Annotated in this window: 26 protein-coding genes and 1 tRNA gene; 1 reads left to right on the forward strand and 26 read right to left on the reverse strand. The window is 43.9% G+C overall.

The genetic code is table 11. The features are described 5' to 3' along the window. Positions 1 to 123: 123 nt before the first annotated feature. A tRNA-Arg gene (locus tag LC455_RS15425) sits at positions 124 to 195 on the reverse strand. A gap of 206 nt (positions 196 to 401) precedes the next feature. Between LC455_RS15425 and clpP the strand changes: the two genes are divergently transcribed. After that, positions 402 to 1007, forward strand: coding sequence for an ATP-dependent Clp endopeptidase proteolytic subunit ClpP (gene clpP / locus LC455_RS15430; RefSeq protein ID WP_223592078.1), 606 nt, complete (start codon positions 402 to 404; stop codon positions 1005 to 1007). Positions 1008 to 1463: 456 nt separating this feature from the next. On the opposite strand, the gene LC455_RS15435 is transcribed toward clpP, so the two are convergent. The 25 genes from LC455_RS15435 to uvrB all read right to left on the reverse strand — a co-directional run bounded on the left by LC455_RS15435 (position 1464) and on the right by uvrB (position 26464). Continuing rightward, positions 1464 to 1721, reverse strand: a complete 258-nt coding sequence (locus LC455_RS15435; protein ID WP_223592079.1) for an HPr family phosphocarrier protein — start codon at positions 1719 to 1721, stop codon at positions 1464 to 1466. A gap of 68 nt (positions 1722 to 1789) precedes the next feature. Then, a complete protein-coding gene (gene whiA, locus LC455_RS15440; RefSeq protein WP_223592080.1) occupies positions 1790 to 2740 on the reverse strand; it encodes a DNA-binding protein WhiA in 951 nt (316 codons plus the stop codon). A gap of 47 nt (positions 2741 to 2787) precedes the next feature. Next, positions 2788 to 3771 (reverse strand): gluconeogenesis factor YvcK family protein, encoded by a 984-nt coding sequence (locus LC455_RS15445; RefSeq protein ID WP_223592081.1) that lies wholly within the window; start codon positions 3769 to 3771, stop codon positions 2788 to 2790. After that, entirely contained in the window at positions 3768 to 4661 is an 894-nt protein-coding gene (rapZ, locus tag LC455_RS15450) for an RNase adapter RapZ (RefSeq protein WP_223592083.1), read from the reverse strand. The genes LC455_RS15445 and rapZ overlap by 4 nt, the downstream gene beginning before the upstream one ends. A gap of 19 nt (positions 4662 to 4680) precedes the next feature. Next, positions 4681 to 5139, reverse strand: a complete 459-nt coding sequence (locus LC455_RS15455) for an 8-oxo-dGTP diphosphatase (RefSeq protein ID WP_223592084.1) — start codon at positions 5137 to 5139, stop codon at positions 4681 to 4683. Between the two features lie 303 nt (positions 5140 to 5442). Beyond that, positions 5443 to 6393: a thioredoxin-disulfide reductase gene (trxB, locus tag LC455_RS15460; protein WP_223592086.1), complete on the reverse strand. Its 951-nt coding sequence runs from the start codon at positions 6391 to 6393 to the stop codon at positions 5443 to 5445. A gap of 104 nt (positions 6394 to 6497) precedes the next feature. Then, positions 6498 to 7985, reverse strand: a complete 1488-nt coding sequence (locus LC455_RS15465) for a tetratricopeptide repeat protein (RefSeq protein ID WP_223592088.1) — start codon at positions 7983 to 7985, stop codon at positions 6498 to 6500. Between the two features lie 250 nt (positions 7986 to 8235). Next, positions 8236 to 8853, reverse strand: a complete 618-nt coding sequence (hisIE, locus tag LC455_RS15470; protein WP_223592090.1) for a bifunctional phosphoribosyl-AMP cyclohydrolase/phosphoribosyl-ATP diphosphatase HisIE — start codon at positions 8851 to 8853, stop codon at positions 8236 to 8238. Then, on the reverse strand, positions 8850 to 9611 hold the full coding sequence (gene hisF, locus LC455_RS15475) for an imidazole glycerol phosphate synthase subunit HisF (protein ID WP_223592092.1): 762 nt from the start codon (positions 9609 to 9611) through the stop codon (positions 8850 to 8852). Before hisF ends, hisIE begins: the two co-directional genes overlap by 4 nt. Beyond that, positions 9608 to 10339, reverse strand: coding sequence for a 1-(5-phosphoribosyl)-5-[(5-phosphoribosylamino)methylideneamino]imidazole-4-carboxamide isomerase (gene hisA, locus LC455_RS15480; RefSeq protein WP_223592093.1), 732 nt, complete (start codon positions 10337 to 10339; stop codon positions 9608 to 9610). The genes hisF and hisA overlap by 4 nt, the downstream gene beginning before the upstream one ends. Further along, positions 10336 to 10965, reverse strand: coding sequence for an imidazole glycerol phosphate synthase subunit HisH (gene hisH, locus LC455_RS15485; protein ID WP_223592095.1), 630 nt, complete (start codon positions 10963 to 10965; stop codon positions 10336 to 10338). The genes hisA and hisH overlap by 4 nt, the downstream gene beginning before the upstream one ends. Positions 10966 to 11125: 160 nt before the next feature. Then, the gene (hisB, locus tag LC455_RS15490; RefSeq protein ID WP_223592096.1) at positions 11126 to 11713 is read right to left on the reverse strand and encodes an imidazoleglycerol-phosphate dehydratase HisB; all 588 of its coding nucleotides are present in this window, start codon (positions 11711 to 11713) and stop codon (positions 11126 to 11128) included. Between the two features lie 42 nt (positions 11714 to 11755). Then, a complete protein-coding gene (gene hisD, locus LC455_RS15495) occupies positions 11756 to 13033 on the reverse strand; it encodes a histidinol dehydrogenase (protein ID WP_223592098.1) in 1278 nt (425 codons plus the stop codon). Between the two features lies 1 nt (position 13034). Continuing rightward, positions 13035 to 13667 (reverse strand): ATP phosphoribosyltransferase, encoded by a 633-nt coding sequence (gene hisG / locus LC455_RS15500; protein ID WP_223592100.1) that lies wholly within the window; start codon positions 13665 to 13667, stop codon positions 13035 to 13037. Further along, on the reverse strand, positions 13660 to 14832 hold the full coding sequence (locus tag LC455_RS15505) for an ATP phosphoribosyltransferase regulatory subunit (RefSeq protein ID WP_223592102.1): 1173 nt from the start codon (positions 14830 to 14832) through the stop codon (positions 13660 to 13662). Before LC455_RS15505 ends, hisG begins: the two co-directional genes overlap by 8 nt. A gap of 449 nt (positions 14833 to 15281) precedes the next feature. Further along, on the reverse strand, positions 15282 to 15809 hold the full coding sequence (locus LC455_RS15510; RefSeq protein ID WP_223592104.1) for an acyltransferase: 528 nt from the start codon (positions 15807 to 15809) through the stop codon (positions 15282 to 15284). Positions 15810 to 15813: 4 nt separating this feature from the next. After that, positions 15814 to 16458 (reverse strand): pyrophosphatase PpaX, encoded by a 645-nt coding sequence (gene ppaX / locus LC455_RS15515; protein WP_223592267.1) that lies wholly within the window; start codon positions 16456 to 16458, stop codon positions 15814 to 15816. Beyond that, positions 16427 to 17398: a nucleoside recognition domain-containing protein gene (locus LC455_RS15520; protein WP_223592106.1), complete on the reverse strand. Its 972-nt coding sequence runs from the start codon at positions 17396 to 17398 to the stop codon at positions 16427 to 16429. Before LC455_RS15520 ends, ppaX begins: the two co-directional genes overlap by 32 nt. Before the next feature lie 19 nt (positions 17399 to 17417). Beyond that, positions 17418 to 18236, reverse strand: coding sequence for a prolipoprotein diacylglyceryl transferase (gene lgt, locus LC455_RS15525; protein WP_223592108.1), 819 nt, complete (start codon positions 18234 to 18236; stop codon positions 17418 to 17420). A gap of 20 nt (positions 18237 to 18256) precedes the next feature. Next, positions 18257 to 19186 carry an HPr(Ser) kinase/phosphatase gene (gene hprK / locus LC455_RS15530; RefSeq protein WP_223592110.1) on the reverse strand — a complete coding sequence of 310 codons (930 nt, stop codon included), beginning with the start codon at positions 19184 to 19186 and terminating at the stop codon, positions 18257 to 18259. A 116-nt stretch (positions 19187 to 19302) separates the two neighbouring features. Further along, a complete protein-coding gene (locus LC455_RS15535; RefSeq protein WP_223592112.1) occupies positions 19303 to 19668 on the reverse strand; it encodes a phage holin family protein in 366 nt (121 codons plus the stop codon). A gap of 16 nt (positions 19669 to 19684) precedes the next feature. Continuing rightward, positions 19685 to 20794, reverse strand: a complete 1110-nt coding sequence (locus tag LC455_RS15540) for a DUF4097 family beta strand repeat-containing protein (protein WP_223592113.1) — start codon at positions 20792 to 20794, stop codon at positions 19685 to 19687. Between the two features lie 35 nt (positions 20795 to 20829). Further along, complete coding sequence (locus tag LC455_RS15545; protein ID WP_223592114.1) at positions 20830 to 21144, reverse strand: DUF4870 domain-containing protein; 315 nt, start codon at positions 21142 to 21144, stop codon at positions 20830 to 20832. A gap of 456 nt (positions 21145 to 21600) precedes the next feature. Then, on the reverse strand, positions 21601 to 24477 hold the full coding sequence (gene uvrA, locus LC455_RS15550; RefSeq protein WP_223592115.1) for an excinuclease ABC subunit UvrA: 2877 nt from the start codon (positions 24475 to 24477) through the stop codon (positions 21601 to 21603). Between the two features lie 7 nt (positions 24478 to 24484). Beyond that, positions 24485 to 26464, reverse strand: a complete 1980-nt coding sequence (gene uvrB / locus LC455_RS15555) for an excinuclease ABC subunit UvrB (protein ID WP_223592116.1) — start codon at positions 26462 to 26464, stop codon at positions 24485 to 24487. Between the last annotated feature and the right edge of the window lie 222 nt (positions 26465 to 26686).

Below are 26686 nucleotides of genomic sequence, written 5' to 3' on the forward strand. Positions count from 1 at the left end.
TCTCTCCCCCTTATTATCTATTTTACATGAAAGAGGGGGTTTTGGGGTATGGAAATTGTTAATAGTCTTTTCTGGGAGCAAAATAAAAACCCCCTGTTTTGGAAAAACAGAGGGCTTTCATGACGCGCTCGGAGGGAATCGAACCCCCATTTTAAGAACCGGAATCTTACGTGCTATCCGTTGCACCACGAGCGCAAATTATTAGCGACTTACCTATTATATGCCAGATTCCTTCACATTGCAAGTAGAAAATGGGTTTAAAATAAACTAAACTGGATAAGATGAATTAGGGAAAGCTGTCGAACAATTTTAAAGTCAAACTGTTTGACCTTTATTGACCATCCAGTGTATGATAACAATACATAATGTTTTTACCTTTTCTAATCAAAGGAGGAAAAAAAATGAATTTGATCCCTACAGTAATTGAACAAACAAACCGGGGCGAAAGAGCATATGACATCTATTCCCGTCTATTAAAAGACCGGATCATCATGCTAGGAAGTGCCATTGATGATCATGTAGCAAACAGCATTGTTGCTCAATTATTATTCCTTGAAGCTGATAACCCAGAAAAAGATATTTCCCTTTATATCAACAGCCCTGGCGGAAGCATTACTGCCGGTATGGCTATTTATGATACTATGCAGTTCATTAAGCCAAACGTACAAACAATCTGTATCGGTATGGCTGCATCCATGGGTGCATTCCTTCTTGCAGCAGGTGAAAAAGGAAAGCGCTATGCCCTTCCAAATGCCGAAGTCATGATTCACCAGCCACTTGGCGGTGCACAAGGACAGGCAACCGAAATCGAGATTGCTGCTAAGCGCATTCTCTTCCTTCGTGAGAAATTAAATGGTATTTTAGCGGAACGTACTGGCCAGTCTCTTGAAGTAATCAGCAAAGACACTGACCGCGATAACTTCATGACTGCTGAACGCGCGAAAGAATATGGTCTAGTTGACCACATTATTACTCGTAATTCTCTTGATGATAAAACTAAAAAGTAATTGTTTTGAGCAACTGGCTTTGTGGCCGGTTGCTTTTTTGTTTTTGTGGCTAGAAGGGACTTTTTTTCATTTTTTCTAGGGCGTAGGTGCCCTTTCTAACTACCTGGAAGGTTTTTTCGGGTCATAGGCATGTCGAGCTTCTCCTAATTACCCTAGCCCCTTTTTTCTTCGGTCATAGGCAATAGAAGCCTCTCCTAATTACCCTGGCGCCCATTCTTCTTTGGTCATAGCCATTAGGAGCTTCTCCTAATTACCCTGGCTCTCTTTTTTCTTCGTTCATGGGCATTTGGAGCTTCTCCTAATTACCCTGGCCCCCTTTTTTCTTTGGTCATGGGCATTTGGAGCTTCTCCTAATTACCCTGGCTCCCTTTTTTCTTTGGTCATGGGCATTAGGAGCCTATCTTAATGACGGTAAATTTAAAAGGGTTTGGCATCCTAATGTGCCAAACCCTTTTTTTAATGTTCCTTCTGAATAAATTCAGCTAAAGCATGAATGGCGTTTTCTTCGTCATCGCCGTCTGCAATAATATTAATCACGACACCTGAACCCACTGCTAAGCTCATTAAGCCCATAATGCTTTTGGCATTTACTTTCTTGCCATCTTTTTCTAGAAAAATATCGGCAGAAAACCGGTTGGCTTCCTGGACAAAAAGGGCCGCTGGGCGCGCTTGAAGTCCTGTTCTTAATTTTACTTCTACTTCTTTTACTAGCATAATTGTATTCCTCCTCATGTTTTTTCTCTTTATATCTTTGAAGCTTATTCAAAATTTCACAAACTATTCTAGTTTCTAACATCCATTTCCCCAACACGCAGTTTCTCGGCGATGTCATCAATTTTTCTTAAGCGATGATTAATGCCCGATTTACTGATAGTGCCGCCGGAGACCATTTCACCAAGTTCTTTTAAGGTCACATCAGTATAATTTAAACGAAGCTCGGCAATTTCCCGTAGCTTTTCCGGCAGGATTTGCAATCCGACTGTTTGATCAATAAAGCGGATATTTTCGACCTGCCTGATGGAGGCACCTATCGTTTTGTTAAGATTTGCGGTTTCACAGTTTACCAAACGATTAACTGAATTCCTCATATCCCTTACAATTCTTACGTCCTCAAACCGAAGTAATGCATTATGGGCACCGATGATATTTAAAAACTCGGTGATTTTCTCCGCTTCCTTTAAATAAGTAATATAGCCTTTTTTCCGCTCAAGTGTCTTACTGTTGAGCCCGAATGTATTCATCAATTCGCACAAAGAATCATTATGTTCTTTATAGAGCGAAGCAATTTCTAAATGATAAGAAGACGTTTCCGGATTATTGACAGAACCACCGGCAAGAAATGCACCACGTAGATAAGAACGCTTACAACACTTCTTTTTGATCAATTCAGGTGCAATATCATGAATAAAGGTAAACCCTTCACCAAGAATTTTCGTGTCCTCAAGAATCTCCTTCGCCTGTTCGGATAAACGTACAATATAGACGTTGTTCTTTTTCAGGCGCATCTTCTTTCGTACTAGCAATTCTACCTGGACTTGGTAGCTTTTTTTCAATAACGTATAAATTCTTCTGGCAATCGCAGCATTTTCGGTTTGAATATCGACAACTAACTTACGATTTGAAAAGGAAAGGGAACCGTTCATGCGAATTAAAGCGGATAGCTCCGCATGAATACAGCAAGTTTTCACTTCCAAGTTAGTTAATTCCTTTTTCGTTTCCGAAGCGAAAGACATTCCCCTCACCTCAATCACTTACTTTAGTTTTAGCATGCATACCTTATTTACGCTTCATACCGCTTTTTGGTTTCAGTAATCAGCAAATTATATAAAATTTTCGCCACTTTTTTGGGATCGTGCCGAAGTGCTCCATTTTCTAAATAAGCGATTTCGGCATGCACGACCTCAATACCAAGTTCGAATAACTCCGGCAAATCGTATGCCACCGGCTGGGCCAGTTCTTCTTTGTAGCGGAGCTGTACATCCGGCGGAACTTCTTCATTATTTACAAGAATGGTATCTATAAAAGCGCAGCTCATATGATCATAAAGAGCCTTTACATGGTCGCTTGCGGAATACCCATGTGTTTCTCCAGCCTGTGTCATCAAATTACAAATATACACCTTTTTAGCATGTGAACGGCATACTTCATCCCCTAAACGGGGAACAAGCAGATTAGGCAATATGCTGGTATACAAGCTTCCCGGGCCAATGATGATTAAATCAGCCTGCCGGATCGCTTGAATCGTTTCTGGCAACGGTCGAATTTTGGTTGGAGTCATAAAAACCTTTTTGATTTTTTTTCCAGAGTAAGGAATTTTCGATTCTCCTGACACAATCGTGCCATCTTCCATTTCCGCATGCAAAATCACACTTTGATTCGCGGCTGGCAAAACTTTGCCACGAACATTCAAGATTTTACTCATCTCTTGAATGGCATGAACAAAATTTCCGGTAATCGAGGTCATCGCAGCCAGGATTAAGTTTCCCAGCGAATGTCCCGAAAGTTCATTCGATGTTTTAAAGCGATGCTGAAACATTTCCTCAACAAGGGGTTCAACATCGGAAAGGGATGCTAAAACATTGCGAATGTCACCTGGAGGAGGGATATGCAGGTCCTCGCGCAGCCGTCCGGAGCTTCCCCCGTCATCGGCAACTGTCACAATGGCGGTAATATCAACAGGATACTGCTTTAAACCACGCAATAATACCGGCAATCCTGTCCCCCCGCCAATGACGACAATGCGAGGCTGTCTTAACTCTCTCATGTTGTTTTATCCTTTCTCCTCTCAATGTCACGGTGTGAAACACAAGTCTTGTAATCATTTTGGAAAAAGCGGCCGATGTATTCAGCTAAGGCTACGGATCGGTGCTGCCCGCCTGTACAGCCAATGGCAATCACCAGCTGGGCCTTCCCTTCTCGCTTATAGTGCGGAAGCATGAAATTTAGCAAATCCGTAACTTTTTCCAAAAATTTATGCGTCTCATTCCATTTCAAAACATAATTGGAGACTTCTTCATCCAGGCCTGTCTTCGGACGCATATGGTCGATATAGTGCGGGTTCGGCAGGAAGCGTACATCGAAAACAAGATCCGCATCAATTGGAATCCCGTGCTTAAAGCCAAACGACATGACATTGACAGTAAAGATTAGTTGTTTATTCGCGGTAAATTCCGTTAATATCTTCTCACGTAATTCACGTGGTTTCATCTGGGAAGTGTTGTAAATTAATTGGGCACGCCCTTTTAACTCTTCAAGGAGCTCCCGTTCAAGGATGATTCCTTCCAGCGGAGAACCGGATGGTGCAAGCGGATGTGAGCGCCTGGTTTCTTTATAGCGTCGGACCAAGGTTGCATCATCTGAATCTAAAAATAAAATCTGCGGATTCACCCAGGAAGTTTCTGCCAGCTCATCTAAGGCCTTAAAAAGGTGATCGAAAAACTCTCTTCCCCTTAAGTCCATAACAAGGGCAACTTTATTCATTTTATTCCCTGATTCCTTCATAAGTTCAAGGAATTTTGGAAGCAGTGTAGGAGGTAAATTGTCGACACAGAAAAACCCCAAATCCTCAAAGCTTTGAATTGCCACAGTCTTTCCAGCTCCGGACATTCCGGTAATAATGACCATCTGAGTGTCGCTTGTCGAACCGGTACTCATTTCCCATTCCCCCTGTTATTTAGCTTGGATCTAATCGATAACTGATCAGTGCAAAATCTTTTGTATACGTAAAAGTACCGTAGATAATTCCTTTTCCATGAATCATATAATCAATAATATGATAATCACCGGCGGCCATTGGCAGATTTTTAATCTGATTGATAGGATGCCACTCCAGTTTTCCTTCTTCCGATTCATCCAAATCCAGTCCATCAGAATCGGCAGCCACGAAGGTGAACATCATCCATTCAGATAAAAGCTGGTCGCCTTCTTTCATAATAAAGGTAAAAATTCCTTTTAATTGTGGGTTTTTTAAGTATACTCCCGTTTCTTCACGGTATTCCCTAATGCAAGAGTCCCGCACCGATTCGCCTGGCTCCATTTTACCACCCGGAGCAACCCACCAGCCGCGCCTCGGTTTCTGCAGCAACAATACTTTATCATCTCTTATTAATACGCAATTAGTGACACGCTGCACAATACACACCTTCTTACTAAAGCGTAAGCGCCTTGAAATATCCTGATATAATTCATTTCATTATACTATTTTTAGGTTGCAGTCACAATGAATACAAATTTGATATTTCTGTTAATATTTATCGTGGCAGACTTATTTATTTGCAGCAAACAAAAAAATAGCGCAGGCTGCTGGACCTGCGCTGGAAAAGGTATATATTTTTAAAGGGGGTCAATTTCCTTTATCATACCTTATCAATATTTCACTATTGTTACAGGAGAGTTAAAACCGAGTAACTTTTTTGGAAGCGTTTTCCACACTCTATTATTGTTTTAATTTCATTTCTTCCTTTAATTCTTCAACAAAATGGGCGGCACTTGCTGCAGCGATACTGCCGTCACCGGTAGCTGTAACAATCTGGCGTAATGTTTTTTCGCGTATATCACCAGCTGCAAAAATCCCAGCGACCTTCGTTTCCATCAACTCATTCGTTTCGATATAACCATTTTCATTAGTTATTCCAAGGCTCTCAAATGGCTTAGAAAGAGGGACCATTCCGATATAAATAAACACGCCGTCTGCTGGCAGTTCTTTCTCTTCGCCATTTTCCGTCGAAACCAGCGTTACGCTGCCCACTTTTCCATTTGTATCATTAATCGATTTCACTGTATGATTCCAGATAAAGTCAATCTTTTCGTTGGCAAAAGCACGGTCTTGAAGAATTTTTTGCGCGCGCAGCTGATCACGGCGATGAACGATAGTAACTTTGGAAGCGAAGCGGGTTAAGTAAACTCCTTCTTCAACTGCAGAGTCGCCGCCGCCGATAACATAAAGCTCTTTACCTTTGAAGAACGCTCCATCACAAACTGCACAATAGGAAACGCCGCGGCCGCCCAGCTCTTTTTCACCGGGAACACCAACTTTTTTATATTCGGCACCGGTTGAAATAATCACGGAATAGGCTTTATATTGCTTGGAACCAGCCGTTACAACTTTATAGTCGCCATGGTCAACGATTTCTTTAATATCGCCATAGGCATATTCAGCACCAAACTTTTTCGCATGCTCAAACATTTTGGTGGATAAATCAGGGCCTAAGATGCTCTCAAAACCCGGATAGTTTTCTACGTCTTCGGTATTGGCCATTTGACCGCCTGGCATCCCTCGTTCGATCATAAGCGTGGAAAGATTTGCACGTGATGTATAAACAGCCGCTGTCATCCCAGCAGGACCGGCACCGGCAATAATAACGTCATAAATTTTTTCTTCAGACATGCTGTTTCACTCCTTAAATAAAAAAAACGATTAAGTTTAGTATTTCCAACTTAATCGTATAAAACAATGATATTATAGTCTAATTTTATGCTCAAATTGACAGCCTAGTTAAGATAATCATTCACTAATTTTACATATTTTCCAATCGTGGCCGACGATACTCCGTAGCGTCCGGCAATCTCCTGCTGGGATACTTTTTCACTGCGCATTTTATGCCAGACATATTCCACTGCAGCTGCCCAGGCCCGTTTATTTTTCAAATGGACATTTGCTTTGGAAACTTCAATGAAAACTGAAAACCACATAAGGTAAAGCCCAGCCTCAATGGTGCCAATCGGCTGATGGTTTTCATAAAAAATCTCAGCAATTTCTTGGGCATCAGCTGCTACCGTTGGTCTTCCTGAGCGGATAAGAGATATATATTCTTTTTCTAAGGCAGTGAATTTCTGATTATGAATCAACCGTTTTGAAGTGAGAATCTCCTCTTTTTTATCAGAAACGGTCGTTAGGAAAAGGGCAAATAAGCGTTCTTCGGCATAGTCGCTTTCGAGTTTTTGAAAAATGGATCCGGAATGATCCTCAAAACCGGCTGCCTGCTCCATATTCCAAGGCTCAGTACCTTCTTTATCGGGATTGATCTCAATTACTTTTTTCCAAATATTGATTGCAAAAGTTTCATTACCAGTGTAATAAGCAGAGTAAGAGAGCCAGTAATAAAACGGTCCGTCACCATTAAAACCATGCTTATAGAGCTTTTTCAACCATAAATAGGCATGTTCATATTCGCCGACCAAAGCGAAAGAAGCACCTAATTTAAATTGATGTTCGCTCAGCATCGGTTGAATTTTTTTCAAGACTTCAAGCAGATTTGTAACGTTTTCGGCTTGACCTTGATAATGTGCAAACACCAGCATGTTGCATAAGGCATGCAGATTCCCTGGATTCCGTTCCAGGACATCGTTAAGAATGGCTTTGGCCTTTTCCGCTTTCCCTAAGTAAAAATAGGCGAGCGCTAAGTTGTTATAGGCAGACCAGTATTCCGGATATTCTTTGACGACATCGTTTAACAGTTCGATTGCCTTTGGAAAGTACCCTGACTCCAGCAGGTCGCGGGCCTGTTCCTGTTTGACAATCAGATCATCCTCTTCATAAAGCTCTTCCTCAAACTCATCGGATTCAAGAGTTAGCAGTTCAAGCAAATCCTCTGTGTCCTCTGAAAAATCACCATCCGGGTCAAGCTGTAAATATAGCTTGGCATGGTGATAAGCATCTTTAAAAAATCCCAAATGGGCATAATTATTTGCTAAAAAGTAGTGGCATTCCACCATTTCTGAATCCAGTTCTTCAAGGATGAGATGCAAGAGTCGGTTGGAATTTTCAAATTCGCCCAGTTCTGTTGACACGATTGCCAACTGGCATGTAATCATCGGTTCACCCGGCTCAAGCTGTATCGCCCGCCCAAGATATTTTTTTGCTTTAGTAAAATCACGTCGATGGTATGCCTTTAAACCTTTCGTGAAATAATATTCCCCCGTTGGAACAAATGTAAGGATTTTCCCCTTTTGAATTCTTGCCTTTGCGTCTTTAACCATGAAGTCCTCCATCATCCTTTAATAACTAATGTAGTATAACACATATCCGAGTTGTCCGAGAAGGGCTTCGATGTAGAATTAATCCGAGTGAATTCGCTGATTTCCACCCAATTTCCAACATTTGTAGAATCCGATATTATTTTTGAAGAATTCGGACCAGTTTTTGTAGAAAGCAGCGTAATTTTTGTAGAAGCATTCCAATTTTCGTAGAATTCAGAAGTTATTTTGTATGAAAAAAACCGATCCCCCATTAGGACCGGTCCTTGTGTCTTTCTTCTAAAGTCCGCAGCACTTCGCGGAATGGGAGCCCCTGTTCCACTAACAATACCTGCAAGTGGTAAAGCAAATCCGCCGCTTCCCAGCGTAGTTCTTCGTGATCGCGATTTTTCGCAGCTATGATGACTTCCGCAGCTTCTTCGCCGACTTTTTTTAATATTTTATCGACGCCTTTTTCAAAAAGATAAGTTGTATACGCCCCTTCAGGCCGCTCCTGTTCGCGCTCCAAAATAACTTTTTCAAGCGTTTGTAAAATTTGATAGTCCTCAAGGTTTGTTTTTCGCTCTAAGAGACCTTCAGAAAAACAGCTTACCGCACCAGTATGACAGGCTGGTCCTTTTGGGTAAACAAGAACAAGTATGGCATCCTGATCACAGTCATAGTTGATGCTTACGACCTTTTGTGTATTGCCGCTTGTCGCTCCTTTATGCCACAATTCCTGGCGGGAACGGCTGTAAAACCACGTTTCCCCCGTTTCAATCGTTTTGGCGAGCGATTCCTCGTTCATATAGGCGAGCGTCAACACTTCTTTCGTTCCGGCATCCTGTATAATTGCAGGCACAAGGCCCTTTTCATCAAATCGAACGTTCATCGAACGGTCACTCCTTTTTCCCGCAGATAGCTTTTGACTTCATGGACAGAGGTTTCTTTGTAATGGAAAATCGAAGCTGCCAGGGCAGCATCCGCTTTTCCATCTAGGAAGGCTTCTTCAAAATGACGGGCATTTCCGGCACCGCCTGAAGCAATGACCGGAATTGTTACTGCTTCACTTACAGCTTTTGTTAGTGAAAGATCGAATCCATTTTTCTCGCCATCACTATCCATGCTCGTTAATAAAATTTCTCCTGCGCCGAGATCTGCCGCTTCCCTCGCCCATTGGATTACTTTTTTCTCTGTAGGCTTTCGGCCGCCATGGGTATACACACGCCACTCCCCAAGTTCTTCATCAAACTTGGCATCAATGGCCACGACAATACATTGTGAGCCAAAGAAGTCGGCACCCTCCTTGATTAACTCAGGATTCAAAACAGCAGCTGTATTCAGGGAAACCTTATCGGCACCTGCACGGAGAATCCGCTTCATATCTTCTAATGCATTAATGCCTCCGCCAACTGTGAATGGAATCGCGAGTTCAGAGGCGACTGCTTTGACGACTTCGACCATTGTTTTTCTGCCTTCAACCGATGCTGAGATATCAAGAAATACCAGCTCGTCTGCCCCTTGTTCATCGTAAAAGCGTGCAAGCTCGACTGGGTCCCCGGCATCACGAAGCTGTACGAACTGGATCCCCTTCACTACCCGGCCTTCCTTTACATCAAGGCAGGGGATGATTCGTTTTGTCAGTGTCATTTTGCCCCCACCTCTTCCAGCGCTTCCTTCAAGGTAAAGCGGTTTTCATAAAGGGCTTTTCCAACGATGGCACCGCCAATACCTTTTTCTGCAGACAATGCCTTTAAATCCGCCAGACTGCTGACTCCGCCTGAGGCAATAACATTTTTTCCAGTTACTTCAGCCATTTCACAAACAGCGCCTATATTTGGACCTTTTAACGTGCCATCCGTTGCAATATCGGTAAATATAAATGTTTCCGCTCCGGCGTCAGCAAAGCGTTTGCCAAGGTCCACAGCCTTCAGTTCTGAAGTATCGATCCAGCCATGTGTAGCCACATAGCCATTTTTCGCATCAATTCCTACAGCAATTTTCGCGCCGTATTTTTTAATCATATCAATGGCAAATTCAGGATTAGAAACGGCAATACTTCCGATGATGACTCGATCAATACCATTTTCAAGATAATGAAGGATGTCTTCCTCCGAACGAATGCCGCCGCCAATTTGAATTTTTACCTTGTTTAGTTTTTGCGCTGCTTCAATCACGAAACGGTCATTGACACGCTTGCCATCTTTCGCACCGTCAAGATCAACCATGTGAATCCACTCGGCCCCTTCTGCCGCAAATTGCTGCGCCATATGAAACGGCGAATCGCCGTAAATTGTTTCTTTGCCATAGTCCCCCTGAAGAAGACGGACGCAGTTTCCTCCGCGCATATCAATCGCCGGATAAATCGTGATGCTCATCGAATTGCCTTCCTTTCTTCTACCATCATTAAAAAATTATTGAGAAGGGCCATCCCCAGTTTGCTGCTTTTTTCAGGATGAAATTGCATCCCGAAAATATTATCCCTGCCTACAACCGCTGAAACTTGTGCATGGTAGTCAGCTTTTGCAAGGAGCACATCAGAAGACTTTTCAGCATTTACAAAATAGGAATGCACAAAATACACATAATCTTCCTCAAGGTTTTTAAGTAAGGGTGATTCTTTTACGAATTCTAGTCTATTCCAGCCCATATGAGGAACCTTATATTGGCCACCATCAGGAGTCCGGCCCGGGAAACGTCGGACACTCCCTGGAAGCAGCCCGAGTCCTTCTGTAAAGCCATTTTCCTCACTGCTTTCAAACAGCAGCTGCATGCCAAGGCAAATCCCGAGCAGCGGTTTTCCTGTTTTGGCAAATTCTTTGATCATATCCGCTGGCAGCCGCTCCATCGCATCGCGGAACGCACCAACTCCCGGAAGCAGTAACGCATCTGCCTGCAGCAATTTATCCTGATCAGCGGAAACAAAGTAATCAGCACCTAACCGTTCAAGGGCCTTGCTAACGCTGAAAAGATTTCCCATACCATAGTCTACAATGCCAATCATTCTTTACAACAGTCCTTTCATGGTGCCTGACACCATCCGTGGACAATTCACCATATTTGTACGTCTGGAATGGACACTGTTGCTCGCAATAAAAGTTGTCCTTTCCAGGTAGACAAATGATGTGAAATGTCTTTTTGTGGTGCCTGACACCATCCGTTTTCTATAACATACCCTTTGTGGATGGAACTCCTTTGATGCGTGGGTCGATGGTGGTTGCATCATCTAGGGCTCGTCCTAATGCTTTAAAAACTGCTTCGATCATATGATGTGTATTTTTACCGTAATGAACAATTACATGGAGGTTCATTCGCGCTTCAAGGGCGAGCTTCCAGAGAAATTCATGAACTAGTTCGGTGTCAAAGGTACCCACCTTCTGCGACGGGAATTCTGCCCGCATTTCGAGGTGCGGTCGGTTGCTGAGGTCCACGACGACCTGTGCCAGTGCTTCATCCATTGGAACAAAGGCATTTCCATAGCGCTTGATACCGCGTTTATCGCCAAGCGCTTCGCGCAGCGTCTGTCCTAAACAAATTCCAATATCTTCGGTTGTATGATGGTCATCCACTTCAATATCGCCTTTTGCATCAACTGTTAAATTAAATTGACCGTGTTTTGTAAACAAATCGAGCATATGGTCCATAAAAGGCACGCCCGTTTCAAGGTTGGAGCGTCCTTCCCCGTCAATCGCTAACGATAGCTGAATCTTAGTTTCATTTGTATTCCGTTCAATGCTTGCTACTCTCTCCATGAGATTGGGATCCCCCTTGAGTTTTATAATTCCTTAAATAAACTACTTACGATCATTTTCTATTCTTATTTCTACGGCCCGGGCGTGGGCCTCAAGCCCTTCCATGCGGGCGAACGCCGCAATTTTTTCGCCATTATCTTTTAAGGCTTTTTCACTATATATAATCACGCTTGATTTCTTTTGAAAATCGTCTACGTTAAGCGGGCTTGAGAATCGTGCTGTTCCATTGGTCGGGAGCACATGGTTCGGACCGGCAAAATAATCACCGACAGGCTCAGAGCTATAACGGCCGATAAAAATGGCTCCGGCATGGCGAATTTTCCCTAGCAGCTCCATTGCGTTTTCTGTAATGACCTCTAGGTGCTCCGGCGCCAGCTGGTTGACCGTTTCAACCGCTTCCTCTATATTCGCTGTTACATAAATGGCACCGTAATCGTTTATCGATTGGGCGGCAATTTCTTTCCGAGGCAAAAGCGCCAGCTGCTTTTCGACTTCTTGTGAAACCTCTTCAGCCAGTTTCTGTGACGGAGTGACTAGAACGCTGCAAGCACGCGGATCATGCTCAGCTTGTGATAAAAGGTCCGCTGCCACTTCGTCGGCCCTTGCTGTTTCATCTGCTAAAATAGCAATCTCACTTGGTCCGGCAATCATATCGATATCAACGTCGCCATATACCTCACGTTTTGCCAGCGCCACATAGATATTTCCTGGGCCGGTAATTTTATCAACGGAAGCGATGGACTCGGTTCCATAGGCCAATGCAGCAATGGCCTGGGCGCCGCCTACTTTATAGATTTCTTTGACACCCGCTTCCCTTGCTGCAACAAGAACGGCAGCAGGTATTTTTCCAGCCCGGTCCGGCGGTGACACCATGACAATCCGTTTAACCCCTGCCACCTTTGCCGGTATCACGTTCATCAGAACCGATGAGGGGTAGGCAGCTGTTCCGCCTGGTACATACACACCAACTGAATCAAGCGGGGTTATTTTTTGACCAAGAATGGTTCCGTTCTCTTCCGCAGTCATCCACGATGGACGCAATTGCTTTTCATGAAACTTTCGGATATTTTCGGCCGCTTCCTGGACAATGGAGATAAATTGTTGGTCAACCTGCTCATAGGCCTCGTTTATTTCTTTTTCATTTACGAAAAAAGAATCTAAAAGGACGCGGTCGAACTTTTCCGTATACTCTCTTAATGCCTCATCGCCACGACTGCGAATGTTGGCAATTACCGCTTTAACGACTTCCTGCTGCTCGGAGGTCCCGGCTTCAATGGAGCGTTTGATTGATACTCCTTCAGCAACTTTTAGTATTTTCATGTTAACAAACCTCCACAACTTCACTAAGTCGTTTCACTAGATCGTTAATTTGTTGATCCTTTAAACGGTAACTGACCGGATTCACAACCAGACGCGAGGTGACATCAACAATTCTTTCATATTCAACCAAACCATTTTCCTTTAACGTCCGCCCTGTTGAAACGATATCTACAATCCGATCGGATAACCCGATTAAGGGTGCAAGCTCGATTGAACCATTTAATTTAATAATCTCAACCTGCTCCCCTTGCTCACGAAAATAAGCTTCGGCCACATTTGGATATTTTGTCGCAACTCTTGGGGCAACGTCATTCATTTTAGTATCTGGAAGACCGGCTACCGCTAAGTAGCAATAGCTGATTTTCAGGTCAAGCAGCTCGTAAACATCGCGCTCTTCCTCAAGCAATACATCCTTACCAGCAATCCCGACATCCGCGACGCCATGTTCGACATAGGTAGCAACATCCATTGGCTTTGATAAAATAAATCTTAATTCTTCTTCAGGGACTTCGATGATCAATTTACGTGAATCATCAAATTCCGGGGGCAGCTGGTAGCCGGCTTTTCGCAGCAATACTACCGCTTCTTCAAAAATGCGCCCTTTTGGCATTGCAATTGTTAATATATTATTCATCGCCGCGCCCTCCTATATAAAAGGTCGTATTGGCAAACTTCTTCGTGAAAGCATCGATATTTTTTACTCCAGTGATGTCCTGAAGCACAGCTTTTACTCCCTGTTCATGCATGCTTTTTGCCAATTGAAAAGCTTCCTTGCGCCGCTCCTGGCTGAAAAAAATACAGTGGGTTGAATTGTCCGTTTTGGTATCCCCTAATGCTTCTAAAAGCATATCGATGCGAACAGCAAATCCTGTTGCACTAGCATTTTTTCCAAATTTTTCAATCAAGCTATAGCGGCCTCCATTGCCAATTGGGAAACCGACATTCCCGGCGTATACTTCGAAGAGAATTCCCGAATAGTAGCTCATATGGCTGACAATGGTAAAATCAAACTTTACATGCTCTTGGATGCCATAGTCGTTGACCACATCCCATAATTCCTTCAGCTGCAGGATGGCCAGCTTCCCTTGCCCATTTTCAATTAAGTCGAGGGCCTTGCCAATAACCTCTTCGCCGCCGCGTAATTCTAGGAATTGGAGAAGGCGCTGTTTATCGATTGATGACAGGTTAAGCGAATTAACATGCTCCCGATAGCCGACATAATTTTTTTCATATAAAAATTTTCGTAAGGAATCAGCCCGCTCTTCCGTTCCAAGGATTTGCAAAAATAATTCCTGCGCAAAGCTGATATGTCCAATGGATACTTGAAATTCCTGCAAGCCTGCATTTTTCAAGGAAGTGACCAATAAGGAAATAACTTCTCCGTCACAGGTGACCGTTTCATCGTTTAGGGATTCAATCCCAATTTGCTCGAACTCTGCTGGCCGGCCGCCCTCGCGCTGCTGGGCCCGGAATACATTCGCGGAATAAGCAAGGCGGACAGGAAGATCCTCTTCTAGCAGCTTTGATGCCGCTACCCGGGCAATTGGTGACGTCATGTCGGGCCTCAGCACAAGAGTGTGGCCTTCTTTATCTAATAATTTAAAAAGCTGCGCATCAAGAATAGCTGATGCCGCTCCAACGGTTTCGTAGTATTCCAGGGTAGGTGTTTCAATAAATTGATAGCCCCAAAGTTTGATCGTTTCCGCCATTAATGAACGAACACGATGCTTTTTTTCAAATAACTCCGGTAGCGTGTCCCGCATGCCCAAAGGCTTTTCAAACATAAACAAGCGACTCATCCTGTTCATCCTTTATCATTAATTTTCCTTTACTCTGCTAAAGTGCTAATAAGTTAAAGTTATTTGTAGTTTACCCCTTATGTGATTTTTCGTCAATGAAAAAATCCTGATGATATAGATAGTTTCTGCAAGCTTGGAAAAAATCCCGCAGGTTTTTGAAGTTTTTTCGCGGATGTATGGGGGAATTCCGCGAATCTTAAGTATTATTCCGCCGATTTGGACTGGAATTATTCTGCTGACCCTCCTATTTATTCCGCGAACTGCCATTTATTTCGCAGGTTTATGATTTGTTTCCGTGTATTTGAGCATTATTTCCGCACATTCCCCAGTTTATTTCGCGCATTTTTTCATTTATTCCACCGGAGGACTTTTCCTTCCAAAACCGCCGCCAAGACATAAAGAAAAGCTTATAAAAAAAGCCTGATCACAATGACCAGACTAATAAAAAATTATTTACCATAAATCACATCTTCGGCCCAGCGCTCTTCTAGCTGTTCCTTCGTATAAATGACCCGCATCGGGTTTCCGCCGACGAACGCCCCAGCAGGTACATCTTTATGCACCAAGGTGCCGGCCGAGACAATCGCTCCGTCGCCAATTGTAACTCCGGGAAGAATCGTGGAGTTCGCACCGATCATTACTTCGCTGCCGATCTCCACTGGCCCAAGCCGGTATTCTTTTATCAAATACTCATGGGCTAAAATCGTCGTATTATAGCCAATTACCGTATTGCTGCCGACACTAATTTTTTCGGGAAACATTACATCCAGCATAACCATTAAGGCGAACGAAGTCCGATCCCCTACCTTTACACCAAGGAACGTGCGATACAGCCAATTTTTCATCCCTAAAAAGGGTGTATAGCGGGCCATCTGGATGACAATAAAATTTTTGACAACCTTCCAAAATGGCACCGTTTTGTAAACATGCCACAGGGAGTTCGCCCCTTCAACAGGATAGCGGGTCGTATTCCTCATATTCTCACACTCCGAGGATTGGTAATAAATCAGCCATGTTCTCCAGGATGAAATCAGGTTCATATTTGGCAATATACTCTCTGCCCTTAATCGACCAGGCACAGCCGGCCGTTTGAGTTCCCGCATTTTTTCCAGCCAATATATCATGGTAATTATCGCCGACCATGATGGCTTCGTCAGGCGCCGAACCAAGCTGTTCTAACGCGTTAAAGATTGGTTCCGGATCAGGTTTGGTTTTGCTCACATGATCATAAGCAACAATCACTTCAAAAAATGATTCGAGCCCCATCAAACGCAGACCCTTCAAGGTGACATCATGCCGTTTTGTGGTCACAACCCCCAGCTTATAGCCTTTTTCTTTTAGAGTCTTAACCGTCTCAAGCACACCCTCGAATTCTCTAACCAACTCGTCGTGATTAGCGATATTAAAAGCGCGGTATTCTAAAATCATTTCCTCGACCCGGTCAGGATCGATGCTGCCAAATGCTTCATGAAGGGTTGGTCCAATAAAGGGCAAAACATCCTCCCGCTGGAACCGGCTTGGGTAATATTTTTCAAGTGTATGCAAGTAGGTTGTAATAATCAATTCATTTGTATCAATTAAGGTACCATCTAAATCAAACAGAATTGTTGTAATTTTTTTGTTCATCATAAGCTGCTTCCTTTCTTTTTACGAGTCCAGACCGCTTCCAAATAGTGCCGACAATTAAGGTTAACACAATGGCGACACCCAGGCGGATGAAAAACAGCGGCAGCACAGGGATGCCGAGTGGGAGGAAGATCAGCGTATCCTCGACAACCGCATGGCAGGCCATGAGAAAAATAAACGCGAGCGTAATATCCTTTTTGCTGACCCCGTCCTCTTTCACTGCCTGAATCATCACGCCTGCCCCGTAGGCCAAGCCAAAGAGTATACCGGCAGCCATTGTCGTCGAGGTGTTCTCTTGCATTCCAAGTGTACGGGTAACGGGTGCCATTCCCTTAGAAAATTTTTTCAACCATTGGATATCTTTTAAAATTTGAATGACAACCATCAGCGGAATGACGATCATCGCAAGCTGCATAATGCCAAGACCTGCTTTATGAACCGCTTCTATTAAAATTCCCCAGACTCCTGATGGCTGACTTGTGCTCGATTCAATCAAACCATACTTGGCAGTCTCTCCGCCGCCATGCCATACAAGATTAATAACTACAGCAGAAAGCAGCGCCAGTCCAGGTCTTGTGACAAGCACAACCCAAAGCTTCACGCCCGCCTTCATGGCCACACTAGATTCAATGAATAAATTATGTGAGAATGAGAGCATTACCGCTAGAATAAATACTTCTTTTACCGAAAAATCAAGAGTCAGGATCGCTCCAATGGCCGCATAGAGGTTCAAGAAGTTTCCTAGAACAAGCGGAATGGCCGCATCTCCTGATAAACCGAGCAGTTTCATTAAGGGAGAAATCAGATTCATTACCCAAGGCAGCAGTGGTGTATATTGCAGAATTGCCACAATCAGGGTAACTGGAAAAATAATTTTCCCTAATGTCCATGTTGTCTTTAAGCCGACCAGGAACCCCTTTTTGCATGAGTTTAACAGCATTTCTTCAACTCTTCCCCTTTTAACTATTTGCTTGATCTAAATATCGTGTTTCTGATTGGTTCTTCTTGCGTCGAAAAAATAAAATCGCAACCGCTGCCACAATTAACGCAATCGAAATCGTTTGCGCCATTCTGAGGCTTCCTAGCATTAAACTGTCCGTGCGCAAGCCTTCGACGAAAAAGCGGCCGACGGAATACCAAATGACATAGGTTAAAAACAGTTCCCCGCGGCGGAAATTTAACCGGCGCAGCAGCATCAGCAGGATAAAGCCAGCAAAATCCCAAAGCGATTCATATAAGAAGGTCGGATGGTAATACGCTCCATTAATATACATCTGATTGATAATAAAATCAGGTAAATGCAGGTTCTCCAGGAAGGAGCGGGTCACTTCGCCGCCATGTGCTTCCTGATTCATGAAATTTCCCCAGCGGCCGATGGCTTGGCCAAGGATGATGCTCGGTGCGGCAATGTCGGCGATTTTCCAGAAGGAAATTCCTCTTTTTCTGGCAAAAACATATGTGGTCAGAACGGAGCCAATCAACGCCCCATGAATGGCAATCCCGCCATTCCAGATTTTCGGGATATCTACCGGGTGGTTCACGTAATACTTCCATTCAAAAATTACATAATAAATGCGGGCTGAAATAATCGCGATCGGAATCGCCCATAACATCAAATCGGCAAAGGTGTCCTTCGGCAATCCCCGGCGATTGGCTTCTCTTATCGCAAGAAACAGTGCTAATGCCAAGCCTGAACCAATGATAATCCCGTACCAGTGCACTTGAATTGGACCAAGTGTAAAGGCGATTGGATCAAGCTGCTGAATCTTTTCATTCATCTATTAATTTCCCCTCTCTATTAATCATGTTCGCCGTCTTCAATCACATCAGAAAGACGCTCGGTAAATTGCTGGGCTGCATTGACGCCCATTCTTTTTAGACGGTAATTCATCGACGCCACCTCAATAATAACAGCAAGGTTTCGTCCGGGACGAACCGGTACAGTCAGCTTCGTGACCTCAGTATCAATAATTTTCATTTTCTCTTCGTCTAAGCCGAGGCGGTCATATTGCTTCTTGGAATCCCAGATTTCTAAATTCATGACCAGGGTGATCCGTTTATTACTGCGGACAGCTCCTGCCCCAAAAAGCGTCATAACATTGATAATTCCTAAGCCGCGGATTTCTAATAAATGCTCGATTAAATCCGGCGAAGTCCCGACCAATGTGTCCTGGTCCTCCTGGCGGATTTCTACACAATCATCGGCAACCAGGCGGTGTCCGCGTTTGACTAATTCCAGCGCCGTTTCACTTTTTCCGACGCCGCTTTTACCGGTAATTAAAACACCTATTCCGTAAACGTCAACAAGGACGCCGTGGACGGCGGTAGTCGGAGCGAGTTTACTTTCCAAAAAGTTCGTCAGGCGGCTGGAAAAACGGGTTGTTTTCATTGCTGCCCGCAGCACTGGAACCGATTCGCGTTCCGATGCTTCAATTAATTCGACTGGAACCTCGATATCTCTTGTGACAATGATGGCTGGAGTAATGTCGGTGCATAAACGCTCCATCCTAGAAATTTTCTCATTTTTCGAAAGCTCTTGGAAAAAAGACAATTCCGTTTTTCCTAAAAGCTGAATCCGTTCTGCCGGATAAAATTCGAAATAACCGGCCATTTCAATTCCTGGACGGGATATATCACTCGTGGTAATCGGACGGTTGATTCCTTCCTCACCACTCACCAATTCAAGATTAAATTTTTCCAATATATCTTTCGTACGTACTTTTGGCAAGAAGCTCACTCCTTCAACGGTTGAAAAATTCATTTCCCTCTATTTTAGCATTTTTTGTAGGATAACCATACTTTCGTTCACTAAAAAAAGTACGTACCCATTAAATGGCACGTACTCTATTTTTTAGAAGACCTTGATGGCTCAAGAATGGTTTTGTGAATGATGATATTAACCAGTGACATAATTACGGCAAAAAGGAGTGCCATACCAAAGCCATTAATCTCGAAAGCATCTCCCATCAAATAATCGGTTAGCTCCAGGGTGATAGCATTGATGACAAACAAAAACAACCCCATCGTGATTACCGTGACAGGCAAAGTAAACAAGATCAAGAGCGGTCGCACTAGAACATTTAAGATGGATAATAAAATGCTAGCCTGAATCGCAGCGGTAAACCCTGTTAATTCAAAGCTTTCTTTAAAATATCCTGCGAGCGCCATAAATAAAACTGCATTTATCAAACATCCAATTAGCCATCTCATGTTTAAAATCTCCTATTTACTCGGCAATTGATTTATTAATCGTAATCGAGCCTGTTTTTGTATCAGCATTTATTTTTAACATTGTATCAGGATGGTTGATCGATTGGAAGCGAAGCGATTTTTGAATCATTTCGCTTTTCTCTTCTAAAATTTGCACCCCGACCAGATTGACATGGAAGCCGCCAAGGTTGGTCCTCAATTCTCCGCTGACAGGAGTCCCATCTGGAATGTACAAGTCAATCGGACCGGTGGTCGCTTTCGTCCCGATGAATTCGCACCGGTTACCGGCCAGGGTAAGATTAATAGTGCCGCCAAAGGTCTGAGCTTCCACCTTTTTAAAATCACCATCTAATTTAATGGCACCTGAAATGGTTTCGGCCTCCAGCACTTCCAACTGGCTGTTCTTTACGTTAATTTTTCCGTTTGCCGTTTCCACTTCCGCCCTTTTTCCGTTTATATGGTCGAGCGTTATTTTTCCGTTGGCCGTTTTCATCCGAAGATCCTCGACCTTCAGTTCGCCGCCGGAAATCGAGCCATTGAACAGTCGGATGCGAACCCGCTCATATTGCGCTTTTGGCACGTATACTAACGCTTCGACCTTCATCCATTTTTGCTGGGTGGCAAAGCGCAGCTTATGACCTTCGACCGAAAAGATCACATCCCGTAAAAAGTTTTGCCTTGCCTGATCCTGGTTGTCGACACGGTAAACCTTTGCCTGACACTCTATCCGGACGTCCGGTTGGTCCCAGGGAGCGATTTTCACCGAGCCATTGGCCACATCAATATCCATATCCTTCAGCTCGGCATTGCCATGATGGAAAATGTGAGAAATATCAACGGATTGACCAAAATTCAAATCGAGATCAATTTCTTTAATTTTTTTCAAAGCCGAATCGACGAATTCAAAAATCTTTTCCTTAACTGATTGGTATTTCGCATTGACGGGGTCTTCTTTTTTCGCTTCTTCAAACTGAACGGCCGTAGATAGCTCGGTTATGATTTGTTCCTGCTTTTGCTCCATGGTTTGCTTGGCCTTTTCCAATTCTTCCAGCAAGGTTAACGCTTCATCCACCGACAGTTTGCCCTCTTCAACCATTTTTAAAATTCGCTTCCGTTCCTCTGTCATCGTTTTCCACCTCTTCATATTATTCTCTTTTAATCCTATTCAGCAATTAGGACCTTTACGCCTTTGACAACATTCCATATGAGAACCGCGACCCATAAAATGACTAGGATGGCAATACTAATAATCGTGAAGACAGGGACATCTCCTACCCCTTTTCCAACTTCGTAAACGACTGCAAAAAGGACAATCGGAGTTGGAATCAAAGGTATCAAGTGGGAAAGCAGCGCCTTCTTGGCATGCATTTTGGTCACTTTATCCGAGCTTGCAATTAGGACCACAAGCGGAAACAAAAAGCCCGCGAAAAAAATACTGAAATAACTCAAGCAGGAAAGAACCTTTCTCGAATCCATACTTTATCACCTCTAATCTTTATTTACGAAATTGGAGGTTGAAAGATTCAATATTTCATAAAATTAAAGGTCAGAGCGGAATGTTCGGTATTTTTTTTCAAAAAACTTTTGCAGGCCGTCGGCAAACATGTGACCATCGTGGCGATGAGCCACAAGAGCAATTGGTAGAGGATGGAACGGAAAATCATGGGTCCTTTAAATATTTAAATTTTCCAAATATTACACGAATTTATTGAGAAAAAGATGTAAATATTGGATTTGCGTGTCTGCGGGAGGGGTGTGATACTCGATTTCGCGGGTTTTGTGCATTTTTTCGCGGGTTTATGAATTTATTCCGCGGGTTTTCAAAATAATTCGGGAGCGCTTTCTGTTTTATTCCGCGCACTTTCCATTTTATTTCGCCAAATCAGAAACCCATGCTAACCTGAACAAAAAAAAGAGCCAAACCCAATGGGTTTAGCTCTGTACACTCATTTCTTTTTCTTCAATTTGCTGTTTCATTCGTAAACGGTCACGCTCGAGGATAGGCTTTAGGTATTTACCGGTATAAGACCCCGGAACTTCCGCAACCTTTTCCGGTGTTCCCGAAGCAATGATTGTTCCGCCTTTGTCACCGCCCTCTGGTCCAAGGTCGATAATATAATCGGCGGCTTTGATAACATCGAGGTTGTGCTCGATACATAAAACCGTATCGCCATTTTCGACCAAACGCTGCAGAACTACGAGCAGGCGTGAAATGTCATCGACATGAAGACCGGTCGTCGGTTCATCTAAAATATAGAATGATTTGCCGGTCGAACGGCGATGCAGTTCAGAAGCCAGCTTGACACGCTGGGCTTCCCCGCCTGAAAGAGTTGTCGCCGGCTGGCCAAGTGTGATGTAGCCCAGTCCGACATCTAAAATCGTCTGCAGTTTGCGGCTGATTTTTGGAATGTTTTCGAAAAATTCAACGGCTGCTTCGACAGTCATATCGAGAATATCCGAAATATTTTTCCCTTTATATTTCACTTCTAGTGTTTCACGATTATAGCGTTTGCCATGGCACACTTCACAAGGAACATACACATCAGGTAAAAAGTGCATTTCAATTTTGATGATGCCATCGCCGCGGCAGGCTTCACAGCGTCCGCCCTTGACATTAAAGCTGAAGCGTCCTTTCTTATAACCGCGGACCTTCGCCTCATTGGTGGTCGCAAACACATCGCGGATGTCATCAAAAACGCCTGTATAAGTAGCCGGATTAGAGCGCGGCGTTCTGCCAATCGGTGACTGGTCAATATCGATGACTTTTTCTAAATAGTCGATTCCTTTGATGCTCTTATGCACGCCTGGCCTCGTTTTGGCATGGTGAAGCTTTTGCGCCAGCGATTTATGAAGGATCTCATTAATCAGCGTACTTTTTCCAGAGCCAGATACACCCGTAACCGAAATAAACATGCCAAGTGGAATTTTCACATTCACATTTTTCAAGTTATTTTCCGATGCACCCTTGATTTCAATATAGCGTCCATCAGGCTTGCGGCGTTCAAGCGGCAAAGGAATGAACTTTTTACCGGATAAGTACTGGCCAGTAAGAGAGTTGGGATCCGCCATTACTTCTGATGGAGTTCCAGCTGAAACCACTTCCCCACCGTGGACCCCTGCACCTGGACCGATATCAATTAAATAGTCGGCAGCGAGCATCGTGTCTTCATCATGCTCGACGACAATCAAAGTATTCCCGATATCACGCATGCTTTGCAGCGTTCCAATCAACCGGTCGTTATCACGCTGATGCAGCCCGATCGATGGTTCGTCAAGAATGTATAACACACCTGTTAATCGTGAACCGATTTGTGTCGCCAAACGTATCCGTTGTGCTTCACCTCCAGAAAGCGTTCCCGCTGTTCGGCTCAGCGTTAAATAATCGAGGCCGACATTGATTAGGAAGCCCAGGCGCTCTAGGATTTCACGGAATATCAAATTAGCAATCTGCATTTCTTTTTCCGAAAGCTTTAGTTCAGAAAAAAATTGATGCGCTTCCTCAATCGAGAGGTCCGTTACTTGAGCAATATGGCTGCCATTAATGAGAACTGCCAACGTTTCTTTTTTCAGACGGTACCCTTTGCAGGTTGGACATGGCTGCTGGCCCATGTACTTTTCCATTTGTTCGCGAATGAAGTCAGAGCTTGTTTCTTTATAGCGGCGTTCGACATTACGGATAACGCCTTCGAATTCAATATGGCCCTCACGGATTTGCCCAAAATCGTTCTCGTAACGGAAATAAATTTTCTCCCGGCCGGAACCGTAAAGAACTTTTTCCAAAAGATTTTCGGGAATATCCTTTACAGGGATATCCATGTCGATGCCGAAATGGTTGCATACTGCCTCCAATAGCTGCGGATAATACTGCGAGCTCGTTGGCTCCCACGGGGCAATCGCATGCTGTTTCAAAGAAAGGTCACGGTTAGGAATAACCAGGTCCACATCGACCTCTAGCTTGGAGCCAAGGCCGTCACATTCCGGACAAGCGCCAAATGGGCTGTTAAAGGAAAACATCCGCGGCTCAAGCTCACCAATAGAAAAACCACAAAGGGGACAGGCATGGTTTTCACTGAATAAAAGCTCTTCTTCACCGATAACATCGACGATGACCTTACCTTCGCCAAGTTTCAACGCTGTCTCAAGGGAGTCAGCGATCCTTGCCGAAATCCCGTCTTTGACGACAATCCGATCGACAACCACTTCAATCGAGTGCTTTTTATTTTTCTCTAGTTCAATCTCATCACCAAGATCCATCATTTCTCCATCCACACGAACGCGGACAAAGCCTTGCTTTTTAATATCTTCGAATACCTTTACATGTGTACCTTTTCTCCCAGAAACAACGGGAGCAAGGATCTGCATCTTGGTGCGTTCTGGATATTCAAGAATCCGGTCAACCATCTGCTCAATCGTTTGCGAGGAGATTTCAATATTGTGATTAGGGCAGGTTGGATGCCCGACCCGCGCAAATAATAATCGTAAATAATCATAAATCTCTGTTACAGTTCCAACCGTGGAACGTGGGTTTCGGCTTGTTGTTTTTTGATCGATCGAAATTGCCGGGGAAAGCCCCTCTATCGCATCGACGTCCGGCTTATCCATCTGGCCAAGGAATTGGCGGGCATAGGCAGATAAAGATTCCACATAGCGGCGCTGTCCTTCTGCATATATCGTATCAAACGCGAGCGAGGACTTTCCTGAACCGGAAAGCCCCGTCAACACCACAAGTTTATCTCTAGGAATCGTAACATCAATATTTTTTAAATTGTGGGCTCTGGCGCCTTTCACAATCAATTTTTCCATTGCCATGTTAAAGTTATCCTTCCGCTTTTAGTTCTAATAATAGATCACGAAGCTCGGCAGCACGTTCGAAGTTGAGAGCCTTTGCTTCTTCCTTCATTTCTTTTTCCATTGTTGCAATCAACTTTTCTCTTTCCTTCTTGTTCATCTTGCTAAAGGATGCTGCTGGAGTGTACTCTTCCTGTTCTTCTGCTGCATGGGTGGCACGAATGACATCCCGAATCGCTTTTTGGATCGTCTGTGGTGTTATGCCATGCTTCATATTATATTCCTCTTGAATCGCTCGGCGCCGTTTCGTTTCACTAATCGCTAATTCCATCGAATTTGTGATCCGATCCGCATACATGATGACGTGTCCATTGGCATTACGGGCTGCCCGGCCGATTGTCTGGATTAAGGATCGTTCCGAACGGAGGAATCCTTCTTTATCGGCATCAAGAATGGTGACAAGCGACACCTCTGGAATATCAAGCCCCTCCCGCAGGAGGTTAATTCCGACAAGAACATCATATTTGCCAAGACGGAGCTCACGGATAATCTCAATCCGTTCAAGCGTTTTGACTTCGGAATGGAGGTATTGGACCTTTATCCCGATTTCCTTCAAATAGTCTGTTAAATCTTCGGACATTTTTTTCGTTAAGGTTGTCACGAGGACACGTTCATTCTTCTTAACACGGTCCTGAATTTCCCCAATCAGGTCATCGATTTGACCTTCAATTGGCCGTACGTCAATAGTTGGGTCAAGCAACCCTGTTGGACGGATGATTTGTTCGATCATTTCCGGTGTATGCTCAAGCTCGTATGGTCCAGGAGTTGCTGAAACAAAGATGGCATTGTGAACATGCTTTTCAAATTCATCGAAGGTTAATGGCCTGTTATCAAGCGCGGATGGCAGGCGGAAACCGTGGTCGACAAGCACTTGTTTCCGAGCTTTGTCACCATTAAACATTCCGCGAACCTGCGGCAGGGTCACGTGCGACTCATCGATGACCATCAGAAAATCGTCTGGAAAATAATCGAGCAGGGTATACGGTGTAGAACCTGCCGGCCTGAGTGTTAGATGGCGTGAGTAATTTTCGATTCCGGAGCAAAAGCCCATTTCCCTCATCATTTCGAGGTCGTACCGTGTGCGCTGTTCAATCCGCTGGGCCTCGAGTAATTTATTGTCTTCGCGCAATTCTTCGAGACGGACTTCAAGCTCTTTTTCGATATTCTCAATAGCTACCCGCATCTTTTCTTCTCTTGTGACGAAGTGGGAAGCTGGGAAAATCGCGACATGGTCACGTTCGCCAATAATTTCCCCTGTCAGGGCATCCACTTCACGGATCCGATCGATTTCATCGCCGAAAAATTCGACCCGCATGCAATGTTCATCACGGGAAACTGGGAAAATCTCGACAACATCTCCGCGGACACGGAAGGTTCCCCGCTTGAAATCAATATCGTTTCGCTCATATTGGATATCGACTAACCGATGAAGCAGCTGATTACGCTCGATTTCCATGCCGGTTCTTAATGAAAGTACCATCTCCCGGTACTCTTCCGGCGAACCGAGACCGTATATACAGGAAACACTGGCAATAATGATGACATCCTTGCGTTCGAATAGTGAAGATGTCGCCGAGTGTCTTAGTTTATCAATTTCGTCGTTGATACTGGCATCTTTTTCAATGAAGGTATCTGTTTGTGGAACATAGGCTTCCGGCTGATAGTAATCATAGTAACTAACAAAATATTCAACCGCATTGTTCGGGAAAAATTCCTTGAACTCACTATAAAGTTGGCCGGCCAGCGTTTTATTATGGGCAATCACCAAGGTCGGTTTGTTTACTTCTTTTATTACGTTTGAAACCGTAAAGGTCTTACCCGTTCCTGTCGCCCCGAGCAAAGTCTGGTGGCGCTTGTTGTTTTTGATGCCTTCGACAAGCTGCCGGATGGCTTCGGGCTGATCCCCTTGCGGCGAGTACTTCGAAACCAATTCAAATTGATCCTTCACAAATGTTCCCTCCCTTTTTTAATAATCTGAGTCTATTACCGTTATCACTTTCAGCATGAATCGCGTTACCGAATCGGGATGGTACTGGAAAGTGTATCCTCTAAATTTCATATTAACATTCTACCACAATCCCACAAAAACAAACCAACAATATGCGAACTAATATTCGTTTTTTTATTTAAATCTCTTATTTAAAAAGGTCTCACTGCACCTATGTAAAAA

It is taken from the genome of Neobacillus bataviensis (assembly GCF_019969725.1).